We start from the raw sequence: 12,158 nt of genomic DNA on the forward strand, positions 1-12,158 counted from the left end.
GCCATGAAGAACAACAAGCAACTCGAACGCTGGTCGCCCTGGCTGCTGCTCGTGGCCGTGATCCTGCTGTGGCAGGTGATCTGCGCGGGCTTCGGCGTCTCGGACTTCATCTTCCCGAGCCCGCTGCGCATCTGGAACCAGTTCTGGGAGTTCAAGGAGATCATCGCGGGCCATGCCTGGCGCACCTTCTGGGTCACGATGGCGGGCTTCGGCCTCGCGATCGTGGTGGGCGTGCTGCTCGGCTTCGTGATCGGCAGCTCGCGCCTGGCCTACGCGGCCATCTATCCGCTGATGACGGCCTTCAACGCGCTGCCCAAGGCGGCCTTCGTGCCGATCCTGGTCGTGTGGTTCGGCATCGGCATCGGGCCCGCGATCCTCACGGCCTTCCTGATCAGCTTCTTCCCGATCATGGTCAACATCGCGACCGGCCTCGCCACGCTCGAGCCCGAGCTCGAGGACGTGCTGCGCGTGCTCGGCGCCAAGCGCTGGGACGTGCTCGTGAAGATCGGCCTGCCGCGCTCCATGCCCTACTTCTTCGGCTCGCTCAAGGTCGCGATCACGCTGGCCTTCGTGGGCACCACGGTCAGCGAGATGACTGCGGCCAACGAAGGCATCGGCTACCTGCTGATCTCGGCCGGCTCGTCGATGCAGATGGGCCTGGCCTTCGCCGGGCTGATGGTGGTGGGCGCGATGGCGATGCTGATGTACGAACTCTTCAGCGTGATCGAGAAACACACCACGGGCTGGGCGCACCGCGGGTCGCAGAACCAGTGAGCGTCATGCCGGCCGGGCCGCGCTCGCGGCCTGCGCGCCGGCCAGCCAGCAGGCCGCGGTGAAGCGCACTTCGTCGCCCTGCACGAAGGGTTCGAAGGCGGCACGCACCGTCTCGACGACGCGCTCGCGCGTTGCCGCATCGGCCTGCTCGAGCGCGATGCCGACCGGCCCGAGGCGGCTCAGGTAGGGCACGAGCTCCCGCGCGGGCAGGCTGCAGGCCAGATCGACGGGACGGATCGCGATGGCGCCCCAGCCGGCCTGCGCGAGGATGGACTCGACCCGCTCGCGGTCCGCGAAGCCGAACTGCCCCGGCGCGCCCGGCCGGCGCGCGGGCAGTCGAGGCAACAGCGGCGCCGCCGCGCGTTCGGCCGTGGTCATGAACGGGTTCTCCGCGGCCGCGCGCCAGGCGAGGAAGCGCAGCGCGGCACCGTCGCGCGCGGCACGCCGCAGGTTCGCGAAGGCCGCGACGGGATCGTCGAAGAACATCACGCCGAGGCGCGAGACGAGGGTGTCGAACCCGGCCGGCGCGAAGGCATGGGCCTGGGCATCGGCGCACACGAAGCGCGCCCGCGAACCCTCGCGCTCGGCGCGTGCGCGGGCGGCCTCGATCATCGGCGCCGAGATGTCGATGCCGACGCATTCGCCAGCATCGCCCGACGGGCTCGCGAGCGCGAGCGTGACGGCACCGGTGCCGCAGCCCACGTCGAGCACGCGACCGAGCGAATGCCCGGCCAGGGACTCGATCAGCAGCGTGCCGAGCGGTGCGAACAGGCGGTCGAGCAGCGGCTGCCGGTCGACCCAGGCGCGGCCCGCCGGGCCGTTCCACAGCCGCGACTGCTCGCTGTCGGACTCTTGCGTGTCGTGCATCTTTCTTTCCTTTCTGGCTTGCCTTCGGAAGGCGGAGAACGCACTATGCAAGTTCAAGTCGACTTGAGGTCAAGAGGATGGCACCACTGGATATCGCGCAGGTGGCGAGGCAATCGGGCGTGCCCGCTTCCACGCTGCGCTTCTACGACGAGAAGGGGCTGATCGCCTCGACGGGCCGGCAGGGGCTGCGCCGGCTGTTCGATCCCGGCGTGCTCGAGAAGCTGGCGCTGATCTCGCTGGGCCGCGCCGCCGGCTTCTCGCTCGACGAGATCGCGCGCATGTTCGCGCCCGACGGCCAGCCGCGCATCGATCGCGGCATGCTCGAGACCAAGGCCGACGAGCTCGACCGCACCATCCGCCAGCTCGCCGCGATGCGCGACGGCCTGCGGCACGCGGCCGTGTGCCGCGCGCCCAGCCACATGGAATGCCCGACATTCCGGCGCATCCTGCGCGCCGCGGGCACGGGCGCCATCGCGGCACCCGATCGCAAGGCGCCGCGCAAGCGCGCCGCTCAATCGAGCAGCAAGGAGGCCTCGTCGCGCCAGTAGGCGACCGCCGCGAGCCAGCCTTCCCAGACGCAGCCGTTGCAGCCGCGCCCGCAGCAGGTGGTGGGCTCGGGCGGCGGCGCGCGCATCGCCAGGCCGCGCGCCGCGAGCAGCGGCGCGATGCGCGCGATCAGGGCCTGGGCACTGGCAAGGTCGGTCGGCGTGGCGAGAAGGGCCGGGTCGGCGAAAGGCGAATCGGGCATGCGGTGCGGGACGGTCGAGGCGCGATTGTCGGTGCTTCAGTAGCCCTTCAGGCCGCGCGGGCGTTCGTCCGCAGAATCGCCGCGATGGTCCGCTCCGATGCCCTGCCCCGCCTGCCGCATGTCGACCTGCTGCGCGGCCTGCTGGTGGTCTTCGTGATCCTGCTGCATGCGAACCTGCGCCTGCCCTTCGGTCCGCCCGAGCTCGCGCAGGCGCTCGGGCCACGCCTGCAGGGCCTCCTGTTCCGGAGCGGCTACTACGCGGTGATCGCGTTCTTCGTGGTGTCGGGCTACCTGATCGCGAGCGCGTCGCTGCGCCGCTGGGGCACGCTGTCGCGCGTGCCGCCCGGCGCCTTCTACCGCCTGCGCGCGGCGCGCATCCTGCCGAGCCTCGTGCTGCTGCTCGCGGTACTGAGCGTGCTGCATCTCGCGGGCAGCGCCTGGTTCGCGCTCGACACGACCAGGGTCTCGCTGCCGCGCGCGCTGCTCGCGGCGCTGGGCCTGCACCTCAACTGGCTCGAGGCGCAGGTCGGCTACCTGCCCGGCCCCTGGGGCGTGCTGTGGTCGCTCTCGGTCGAGGAGGCCTTCTACCTGGGCTTTCCATGGCTGTGCCTGCTCGCGCGCGGCGAACGCCGCTTCGCGCTGCTGATGCTGGTGCCGATCGCGCTCGGGCCGCTGGCGCGCAGCGTGTGGAGCGACAACGAACTGTGGCAGGACCACGCCTACCTCTCGGGCATGGACGGCATCGCCTTCGGCTGCCTCGCGGCGCTGCTCGCGCAGCGCGTGCCGCGCGCGCCCTCGGCCACGGTGCATCGGCTGCTGCTGGCCGCGGGCGCGCTGCTGGTGGCGGGCGTGTTCTGCTTTCGGCGCGAGGTGTTCCAGCTCGGCCTCACGCGCTTCGGCCTGCAGGTCACGCTGCTCGAGCTGGGCCTCGCGCTGCTGCTTGTGGCGGCGCACTGGCGACCCTGGCGCTGGTGCGCGGGCGCGGCCGCGGCGCCGCTGCGCTGGTTCGGGCGATACAGCTACGAGGTCTACCTGAGCCACATGTTCGTGGTGATTCCCGGTGCCTGGTGGTTCCAGCAATCGGGCCTGCCGGCGATGTGGATTCCGCTCGGCTACCTCGCGCTGCTGGCCGTGTCGGGGCTGCTGGGGCAGGTGGTGGCACGAGGCTTCTCCGAGCCCTGCAACCGCTGGCTGCGCCAGGCCTGATCAGGTCCCGAGGTTCAGCTCCAGCCGCATCCGCGCGCCGCCCGTGTCGTTGCTGCCGATGGTGAGCCGCCCGCGGTGCAGATGCGCCACCTCGGCCACGAGGTGCAGCCCGAGCCCGGCGCCGCGCCCGCGCGGCACCAGCCGGTGGAAGGGCTCGACCACGCGCTCGCGCTCCGACTCGGGGATGCCAGGGCCCGAGTCGAGTACCTCGATGCAGAAGGGCTCGCACAGCCGCACCTGGATGTCGCAGCCCTGCCCGCCGTGCTCGATCGCGTTCTGGATCAGGTTGGTCAGCGCGCGCTCGAGCGAGGGCGCATCGCCGCCGACCACGATCGCCTGCGGCGCATCGACCGACAGGGTGCAGCGGTTCATGATCGCGAGCGGCGCGAGGTCGGCCGCCACGCGCTCGCACAGCGCCTTCAGGTCCACCTGCTGCGCCTGCACCACCACGCCGTCGAGCCGCTGCAGGTCGAGCAGTTGCTCGGCCAGCGTGGCCAGGCGCGCCGAGGCCTGCATCAGCTTGACCTTGAGCGGATCGTTGGGCAGCCCCTCGAGGCGGATCTGCAGGATGGTGATCGGCGTGCGCAGCTCGTGCGCCGCGTCGGCCAGGAAGCGCTCCTGCCGGTCGTAGCCCTCGTTGAGGCGGTCGAAGGCACGGTTGACGGCATTCACCAGCGGGCGGATCTCGCTCGCCACGCCATCGAGCGGCAGCCGCGTGGTGCGCTCGTGCACGTCGATGCTCTCGGCATGCGCGGCGGTGGCGATCAGCCCCTTGAGGCCGCGCTTGACCACGAAGGGCGTCGCGAGGATCACGCCGAGACAGGTGACCAGCGCCATCGGCGCCACCAGGAACAGGAAGGCCACGCCGGTGCCGCGCAGGGTGCTCTTCATCGACAGCGGGCTGCCGGTCTGAACCATCATCGCGACCGGGCCGGCGCGCGTCTCGACGCGCTCGAAGCGCGCCTTCGGCTGGCCGTTGCTCGTGGCGAGGTCGATCCACACGCGGTCGATGCCGTCGAAGCGTCCGGCCAGGCCGAGGTAGCGCTCGGGCACCTCGCCCTGCACGAGCTGGTGGCCCTGCGCATCGCGCACGATGAACCACAGGCCCGCGCCGGCGTTGCCGCGCAGCTGTTCGAACTCGGGCGTGGGCGCGAGCGCGAGCACGCCGTCGTCCGCGCGCACGACCGCATCGCGGATCACGCGCACCGTCTCCTCGCCGGTCTCGTCGACCACCCGCCCCAGCACCCAGGCCAGGCCGATGAAGCCGCCCATCACCAGCAGCCCCACCACCACCTGCAGCAGGATCAGGCTCCAGATCAGCTGCCAGCGCAGCGACAGCAGCTTCATGCGGCGCCCGGCGCCGCGCACAGCAGGTAGCCCACGCCGCGGATGGCGTGGATCTCGACCTGGGCGCCCGACTTGTCGAGCTTGGAGCGCAGGCGCGAGACATGGGTGTCGAGCGCGTTCGAATGGATGTCGCCCTCCTGCCCGTAGACGCGGTCGTGCAGCGACTCGCGCAGCACGGTGCGCCCGCGCTGCTCGAGCAGGGCCTCGAGCACCAGCAGCTCGCGCCGCGTGAGCAGCAGGCTCTGCGCATCGACATGCGCCTGCCGCTGCAGGTGGTCGAAGCGCAGCCGCGCCAGCGCGGTGACGGGGTTCGCGCGCAGCGCGGGACGGCGCGCGAGCGCGCGCACGCGCGCCATCAGCTCGTCCATCGAGAAGGGCTTGGCGAGGTAGTCGTCGGCGCCGCCGTCGAGGCTCAGCACGCGTTCGGAGATGTCGGCCATCGCGGTGAGCACCAGCACCGCGGCCGCGATCCCGCTGGCGCGCAGGAACTCGATCAGGCTCAGGCCGTCGCCGTCGGGCAGGCCGCGATCGAGCACGATCACCTCATGCTGGCCCGCGAGCACCGCGTCCTGCGCCTCGCGCAGCGAGCCGGCCACGTCGACCACCGCCTGGTTCTGGCGCAGGGCCGCCGCCAGCGCCTGCGCGAGTTCGGCTTCGTCTTCGACCAGCAGGATTCTCATATCGGGCGGGAATTCTAGAGGGCGGCCCCCGTAATGTTCACGCAATGCCCTCGCCTACCCTGGCCGGTTCATCCATCCAGGGAGCCCAGGTGACACCCCTCTCGTCCCGCCTCGCCGGCACGCCATGGCACGCGGCGCTGCTGCGGCGCATCGCCACGCTCTGGGTCACCAAGATGCTCGGCACCACGCTCGGCATCTCCGGCTTCTTCGTGCTGTATTTCTGGGTCATGCACCACCCGCTCGGCCTGCCCCTCACGATGCCGCTCACGGCCATCGACCACTGGGTGCCGCTGAGCGAGGACGCGCTGCCGCTCTACGGCTCGCTGTGGCTCTACGTCGGCCTCGCGCCGGCCTTCGCGAAGGACCGCGCCGAGCTGCTGCTGCATGCGCAGGCGGCGGCGCTGATGGCGGCCATCGGGCTCGTGGTGTTCTGGCTCTTTCCGACCACCGTGCCGGCCTTCCCGGTCGACTGGGCGCAGTACCCCTCGCTGCAGTTCCTCAAGAGCACCGACGCGGGCGGCAATGCCTTTCCCTCGCTGCACGTGTCGTTCGCGGTGTTCACGGCCGTGCTGATGACGCGCCAGCTGCGCAGCGTGGACGCGCCCGGCTGGGTGCTGGCGCTCAACTGGCTGTGGGCCGCGGGGATCGTCTATTCGACGCTGGCCACGCGCCAGCACGTGCTGCTCGACGTGCTCGGCGGCACGGCGCTGGCGGGCTTCATGAGCTGGATCACCGGCCCGGCGCGGCGCCGGCTGATCCTGGTGGGCGCCTGAGGCGGCGCCCGGCCCTTCACTACCAGAAGATCCAGAGCGCGAGGCCGCCGAAGATCGCCCACTTCACGAGGTAGTACACGCGCTTGTCCCAGGCCTTCAGGCGCTTGCCGATCACGCGGATCTGGTAGATGTACTTGAAGGCGCGGTTGATGCCGCCGGTCTTGTCGCCGGCATCGTTGGGCGAGCTGGCCGCGGCCAGCAGGTTCTTCGCGAACCAGCGGTTGACGGCGCTGGCCCAGCGGTACTTGAGCGGACGCTCGATGTCGCAGAACAGGATCACGCGGTCGTGGTCGGTGGTGTTCTCGGCATAGTGGATGTAGGTCTCGTCGAACACCACCGATTCGCCGTCGCGCCAGTGGTAGCGCTGGCCGTCGACGTCGATGTAGCAGCCCTCCACGCCCGGCGTCCACAGGCCCAGGTGGTAGCGCAGCGAACCCGCGAAGGGGTCGCGATGGCGCACCAGCCGGCTGCCGGGCGGCAGCTCGGCGAACATCGCGGCCTTGATGGTGCCGATACCGCGCAGCAGCTCGGTCGTGCGCGGGCACAGCACCGCGGCCGAGGGATGGGCCTCGTCGTACCACTTGAGGTAGAAGCGCTTCCAGCCGCTCTTGAAGAAGGAGTTGAAGCCCACGTCGTTGAACTGGCTCGAGGCCTTGATGCTGCCGCCGTTGCGCATCGCGAGCGCCTCCTCGCGGATGATCTCCCAGTTCTCCTCGAGCACGCGCATCTCGGGGAATTCCTTGGGCGACAGGTAGGGCGTGCTCGGCACCTTCGAGAACATGTACATGAACACGTTGAGCGGCGCGAGGAAGGTCGAATGGTCCGACAGCTGGCGGAAGAATCGGTGGCGCACCTGGCCGCGGAAGTGCACGTAGAGCGCGCTGAGCGCGAAGATGGCGAGAATGACCCACTTCATGGGGGAGTGTCCTGTTCGGGAGGGGTGCCGGAGAGCACCCGGCATTTTAAATCTTCACACTTCGGCGGGGCTGAGCGGGGTCTTGGTGCCCTCAGCCGCGCCCCTCGAGCATCGGCTGCGCCTGCCCGTCGACCGCCAGCGGCAGCCGCACCACCGCGAGCAGCCCGCGGCCGCCGGCGCCGGTCTCCAGCACCACGCTGCCGCCATGCTTGTCGACCACCGACTTGACGATCGCGAGGCCCAGCCCGCTGCCGCTCTGGGCCTGGCCCGGGCTGCGGAAGAAGCGGTCGAACACCCGCTCGCGCAGGCCCGGCGGAATGCCCGGTCCCTGGTCGGCCACGCGCAGCACCGCCTGGTCCTGCTCGCGCGCCACCTGCACCTTGACGACCGTGCGGCGCAGGCTGTACTTGATGGCGTTGTCCACCAGGTTGTCGACCATCGACACCAGGCTCTCGCGCTCGCCGAGCACCGGCACCTCGCCCTCGCAGGCCAGTTCGAGCTCGACGCCGCGCGCATGCGCCACGGCCTCGATCATCGCGAGCCGGTCCTGCACCAGCGCGTCGAGCGACAGCGCCACCGGCAGCGCGGCATCGGACACCGCGTCGCTGCGCATGAGCTGCAGCAGCTGGCCCACCAGCCGGGTCGCGCGGTCGTTGCTGCGCAGCAGGTTGGCCATCAGCTCGCGCTGCCCCGAATCGATGCTCTGCGCCTTCAGCGCCTCCACGTTCACACGCATCGCGGCCAGCGGCGTGCGCAGCTCGTGGGCCGCGTCGGCGATCAGGCTGCGCTCGCGCGTGGTGCTGTCGCGCACCCGCTGCAGCAGCGTGTTGATGCTCTGCACCAGCGGCTGCAGCTCGCGGTGCGGCGGCCGGTACGACAGCGGCGTGAGATCGGCCGGCCCGCGCTCGGAGGTCTCGCGGCTCACGCGGCGCCAGGGCCGCAGCGCGAGCCGCACCGTGAGCCAGGCCGGCACCACCAGGAAGGGCAGGCTCACCAGCAGCGGCAGCAGGTAATAGCCGCGGTAGGTGATGTTGACCACCAGCCGCCAGATGCCGGGCTCGGCGATCATCACGCGGGTGTCGAGCTGCGGCGAATGCAGCGTGCGCGCGCGCCATTCGCGCCCGCCCGCGTGCACCGTCTCGATGACGTCGGGCGCGCTGTTGACGATCTCGGGCACGCTGTCGGTGGTGCGGTAGATCAGCTTGCCGCGCTGCCACACCTGCAGCATCGGCGAGGTGTCGGATTCGGCGTTGCCGTCGCTCGCGGTCTCCATCAGCGCGAGGTCGAAGGCATGCAGGGTGTCGTACTGGCGCTTCGGGTCGTCGGCCAGGTTGATGGCGATCGCCGCCACGCTCTCGTAGATCTTGCCGAAGCGCAGCAGCTCCGGGTCCTTGTAGGAGTCGTAGAACAGCAGCCCGACGATCAAGGTCCACAGCGCCGCCACCACCGCCATCTGCGCCAGCACCAGCCGGCGCATCAGCGAGGGCTGGATCACCCGCCCGATGAAGCGCAGCGCGCCACGGATCATGCGCGCGGGCTGCCGGCGCGCGCCAGCGACTGGGCGTCGACCACGTAGCCGATGCCGCGCACGGTGCGGATGTAGCCCTGGCCGATCTTGCGGCGCAGGTTCGAGATGTGCACCTCGAGCGAGTTGCTGCCGATGCCCGGGCCGCCCGGCAGCACCTGTTCCTCCATCACGCGGCGCGTGACCACGCGACCGGTGCGCTTGAGCAGCAGCGCGAGCAGGTCGAACTCGCAGCGCGAGAGCTCCACCTGCTGGCCGTCGACCAGCACGCCGCGCGTGGGCTCGTGCAGCGCCAGGCCGCGCATGCGGATGGTCTCGTCGTCGAAGCCGTAGCTGCGGCGCGCGAGCGCGCGCACGCGCGACAGCAGCTCGGCCAGCGCGAAGGGCTTGACCAGGTAGTCGTCGGCGCCGTCGTCGAGGCTGCGCAGCCGGTCGTTGAGCGCGTCGCGCGCGCTGAGCACGAGCACCGGCAGGATCTGGCGCTCGCGGCGTAGGCGCAGCAGCAGCTCGATGCCGTCGCCGTCGGGCAGGCCGAGGTCGAGCAGCACCATGTCGAAGGCACCGCTGTCGAGGGTACGGATGGCATCGTCGAGACGGCGCACCCAGACCACGTCCATGCCCTGGTTGGCGAGCGCGATGCGCACGCCGTTGCCGAGTTCGAGGTCGTCCTCCACGAGCAAAAGATTCATGACAGTCTCCGTGCGGTGCGCCGCCCGGCACCTGGGGAGCCGGAAGTATCTGCCAAGCGGCCTTCGAAGACTTCAGGATTCCTTCATGAAGGCCACAGCCGCGCTTCAGGTCGGTTGCCCACACTGCGCGCCATGCCCCGGTTCCACCCCCTCTTCTTCCCGCCGCGGCGCGCCTTCCTGCGCGCCGCGCTGGCCTGGCCCTCGGCCGTGTCGCTCTCGGGCCTCGGCGGCCTCGTCACCCTCGGCGGCTGCGGCGGCAGCAGCCATCCGGTCGCCCCGCAGGCCAGTGCGCCCGCCGGCCCGATCGTGGTGTCGGTGACCGACCGGCGCGTGAAGGTGGCGCACGATGTCTCGCTGCATGTGCGCGACTGGCAATGCGACAACTGCCGCGGCCCGGCCATCGTGCTGCTGCCGGGGCTGGGCGCCAATGCCTACGTCTTCGACGGCCTGGCCCATGCGCTCGCGCCGCGTTCGCGCGTGATCGCGGTGAGCCGCCGCGGCTACGGCCAGTCGGACAAGCCGCTGCCGGTGCGCACCGCCACCGAGCACTACGAGGTCGACACGCTGGTGGCCGACCTGCATGCGCTGCTCGACGGGCTCGGGCTGGACCGCGTGGTGCTCGCGGGCCATTCGATCGCGGGCAACGAGCTCACGCGCTTCGCGGGCCGGCATCCGCAGCGCGTGCGCGGGCTGGTCTACCTCGATGCCACCTTCGACCACACGCGCAACCCCGGCACCGGCGGTCTGCCCGTGCCAGACAACCGGCTGTTTCGCGAACCAGTACCGAACGAGGAGGACGGCGCCTCGATGGAGGCGGCGATCGCCTATGCGCGGCGCACGGTGCGGCACTGGTCGGCGCCGCTGGAGGCCAACCTGCGCGACCAGCTCGACCCACGGCCCGACGGCAGCGTGCGCCTCAACACGCCCGCCGCCGTGGCCGACGCGATGGACACCGCCAGCCATTCCTTCTCGCCCGACTACACGCCGGTGCGAGCGCCCGCTCTCGTCGTGACCGCGATGCCCGGGGACATCCGCGACATCTTCCCCGCGCTGCCCGAGACGCTGGACGATGCCACGCAAAAGGACGCGGCCGCCTACCTGCGCGCGATCCGCTACGTGCGCGTCGACGACGCGGCCCGCCTGATGGCGGCGCTGAAGACCCGCCACCAGCTCGTGCTCGAGGACGCCTGCCACGGCGACTTCTTCATCGAGCGCGAGTCCGAGCTGGTGCGCGCCATCGAGGCGATGCGCTGGGCCTGAGGCCGGCCGGTGGCGTCAATTCGGCGCGCGCAGCAGCTTGATCAGCGCCGCCAGTTCCTCGCCGCCGAGCCCCGCGGCATCGGCGCGCTGGAACAGGCCGGCCGCGAAGGCCGGGAACTCGCTGTTGATGCCGCTCTCGCGCGCCGTCTGAAGGATGCGCTGCGTGGCCTCGACCGAGATCCGCATCGGGCTCTGCGAGATCTTGAAGTCGCCCGACTGGATGACCGCGCCCTCGTGCTGCAGGAAGCCCGCGAAGGTCGGCATGATGCCCGCGACGATGCGTCCGAACTCGGCCACGTCGAAGCCCTCCGACTCGGCCACGCGCGCGCCGTGCAGGAAGCCCAGCATCGTGCCGTAGATGGTCGAGAGCGTCGCGAGGTCCATGGCCGCGGCGTTGCTGATCTTCTCGCCCAGGTAGACGATGCCGCCGCCGAGCACCGCGAGCAGCGGCTCGACGGCACGGAACACCTGCTCGTCGCCCGACATCAGGATCGGCGTGTCGCCCTGGCCCATCTGCTCGGGCGCGGCCTGGATCGCGCCCTCGAGGAAGGTGGCGCCGTGGCGCTGCGCCCAGGCCTGCGCATCGCGCGCGTCGCGCGGGCTGCCGGTCGTGAGCTGCACCAGCAGGCGGCCGTCCATCGCGGCCGCCACGCCCTCGGCGCCGAGGATCGCGTCGGCCGCGCGGTAGTCGTAGACGCACATCAGCACCACGCGGCTCGCGCGCACCGCGGCGGCGGCGCTGCCGGCCAGCACCGCGCCCTGGGCGACCAGCGACGCGGCCTTGTCGGCGCTGCGGTTCCATATCGTGACTTCGTGGCCCTGTTCGAGGTAGAGGCGCGCGATGGTGGCGCCCATCGCGCCGAGGCCGATGACGGTGATCTTCTGCTTGCTGCTCATGGGGTGTTTCCGAAAAGGATTGACGATGGCCGCATGGTAGAAATCGCACCTCCCGATGGTCAAGTACCTACGATAAAGTTCGGTACTTACCAAAATGTCAGTATTGGAGAAGGCATGGCAGCGAAGAAGCCCTACGTCTGCGGCATCGGCCCCGCGTTCGAAGTCATCGGCGGGAAATGGAAAGCGCTGATCCTCTGGGAGCTGCACCTGCAGCCGCGCCGCTTCGGCGAGCTGCGGCGCATGCTGCCGGGCATCAGCGAGAAGATGCTGATCCAGCAGCTGCGCGAGCTCGAGACCGACGGCGTGGTCGCGCGCGAGGTGTTCCACGAGGTGCCGCCGCGCGTCGAGTATTCGGAGACCAAACTGGGTGCCACGCTCAACGCGGCGCTCGGCCCGCTCGCCGATTGGGGCGACCGCTATGCCAAGCGCGTGGAGGCGGCGCGCAAGCAGTCGGAAGCGGCCAGGCAGGGCTGATG

General features: G+C 70.8%; 14 protein-coding genes. 6 read left to right on the top strand and 8 right to left on the bottom strand.

The features are described 5' to 3' along the window. Positions 1-3 precede the first annotated feature (3 nt). Positions 4-774, top strand: a complete 771-nt coding sequence (locus ACODT0_RS16240) for an ABC transporter permease (RefSeq protein WP_296741781.1) — start codon at positions 4-6, stop codon at positions 772-774. Between the two features lie 3 nt (positions 775-777). Here ACODT0_RS16240 and ACODT0_RS16245 read toward each other — a convergent pair whose 3' ends face one another. Next, positions 778-1,641, bottom strand: coding sequence for a class I SAM-dependent methyltransferase (locus ACODT0_RS16245; protein WP_489041719.1), 864 nt, complete (start codon positions 1,639-1,641; stop codon positions 778-780). 77 nt (positions 1,642-1,718) lie between these two features. Between ACODT0_RS16245 and ACODT0_RS16250 the strand changes: the two genes are divergently transcribed. Then, the gene (locus ACODT0_RS16250; protein WP_057591567.1) at positions 1,719-2,189 is read left to right on the top strand and encodes a helix-turn-helix domain-containing protein; all 471 of its coding nucleotides are present in this window, start codon (positions 1,719-1,721) and stop codon (positions 2,187-2,189) included. On the opposite strand, the gene ACODT0_RS16255 is transcribed toward ACODT0_RS16250, so the two are convergent. Further along, the gene (locus ACODT0_RS16255; protein ID WP_057591568.1) at positions 2,153-2,389 is read right to left on the bottom strand and encodes an oxidoreductase-like domain-containing protein; all 237 of its coding nucleotides are present in this window, start codon (positions 2,387-2,389) and stop codon (positions 2,153-2,155) included. The two genes, ACODT0_RS16250 and ACODT0_RS16255, sit on opposite strands and share 37 nt — an antisense overlap. A gap of 84 nt (positions 2,390-2,473) precedes the next feature. Here ACODT0_RS16255 and ACODT0_RS16260 point away from each other — a divergent pair, with 84 nt between their 5' ends. Beyond that, complete coding sequence (locus ACODT0_RS16260; RefSeq protein WP_489041720.1) at positions 2,474-3,595, top strand: acyltransferase family protein; 1,122 nt, start codon at positions 2,474-2,476, stop codon at positions 3,593-3,595. Here the strand turns inward: ACODT0_RS16260 and ACODT0_RS16265 are convergent, their stop codons facing one another. Both ACODT0_RS16265 and ACODT0_RS16270 read right to left on the bottom strand, forming a co-directional pair. Next, entirely contained in the window at positions 3,596-4,942 is a 1,347-nt protein-coding gene (locus ACODT0_RS16265; RefSeq protein ID WP_057591602.1) for a sensor histidine kinase, read from the bottom strand. Next, positions 4,939-5,622 carry a response regulator gene (locus tag ACODT0_RS16270; protein WP_057591570.1) on the bottom strand — a complete coding sequence of 228 codons (684 nt, stop codon included), beginning with the start codon at positions 5,620-5,622 and terminating at the stop codon, positions 4,939-4,941. Before ACODT0_RS16270 ends, ACODT0_RS16265 begins: the two co-directional genes overlap by 4 nt. A gap of 89 nt (positions 5,623-5,711) precedes the next feature. Here ACODT0_RS16270 and ACODT0_RS16275 point away from each other — a divergent pair, with 89 nt between their 5' ends. Continuing rightward, positions 5,712-6,395, top strand: coding sequence for a phosphatase PAP2 family protein (locus ACODT0_RS16275; protein WP_261210757.1), 684 nt, complete (start codon positions 5,712-5,714; stop codon positions 6,393-6,395). A gap of 19 nt (positions 6,396-6,414) precedes the next feature. On the opposite strand, the gene lpxO is transcribed toward ACODT0_RS16275, so the two are convergent. The 3 genes from lpxO to ACODT0_RS16290 form a co-directional block, all read right to left on the bottom strand. Beyond that, positions 6,415-7,311, bottom strand: a complete 897-nt coding sequence (gene lpxO / locus ACODT0_RS16280; RefSeq protein ID WP_489041721.1) for a lipid A hydroxylase LpxO — start codon at positions 7,309-7,311, stop codon at positions 6,415-6,417. A 91-nt stretch (positions 7,312-7,402) separates the two neighbouring features. Next, a complete protein-coding gene (locus ACODT0_RS16285) occupies positions 7,403-8,839 on the bottom strand; it encodes a sensor histidine kinase (RefSeq protein ID WP_489041722.1) in 1,437 nt (478 codons plus the stop codon). Beyond that, the gene (locus tag ACODT0_RS16290; RefSeq protein WP_057591573.1) at positions 8,836-9,525 is read right to left on the bottom strand and encodes a response regulator; all 690 of its coding nucleotides are present in this window, start codon (positions 9,523-9,525) and stop codon (positions 8,836-8,838) included. Before ACODT0_RS16290 ends, ACODT0_RS16285 begins: the two co-directional genes overlap by 4 nt. A gap of 132 nt (positions 9,526-9,657) precedes the next feature. Here ACODT0_RS16290 and ACODT0_RS16295 point away from each other — a divergent pair, with 132 nt between their 5' ends. Next, complete coding sequence (locus ACODT0_RS16295) at positions 9,658-10,785, top strand: alpha/beta fold hydrolase (protein ID WP_296741756.1); 1,128 nt, start codon at positions 9,658-9,660, stop codon at positions 10,783-10,785. Positions 10,786-10,800: 15 nt separating this feature from the next. On the opposite strand, the gene ACODT0_RS16300 is transcribed toward ACODT0_RS16295, so the two are convergent. After that, positions 10,801-11,682, bottom strand: coding sequence for an NAD(P)-dependent oxidoreductase (locus ACODT0_RS16300; protein WP_489041724.1), 882 nt, complete (start codon positions 11,680-11,682; stop codon positions 10,801-10,803). 114 nt (positions 11,683-11,796) lie between these two features. Between ACODT0_RS16300 and ACODT0_RS16305 the strand changes: the two genes are divergently transcribed. Next, on the top strand, positions 11,797-12,156 hold the full coding sequence (locus tag ACODT0_RS16305; RefSeq protein ID WP_057591576.1) for a winged helix-turn-helix transcriptional regulator: 360 nt from the start codon (positions 11,797-11,799) through the stop codon (positions 12,154-12,156). Positions 12,157-12,158 lie beyond the last annotated feature (2 nt).

It is taken from the genome of Variovorax sp. FG153, assembly GCF_057809595.1.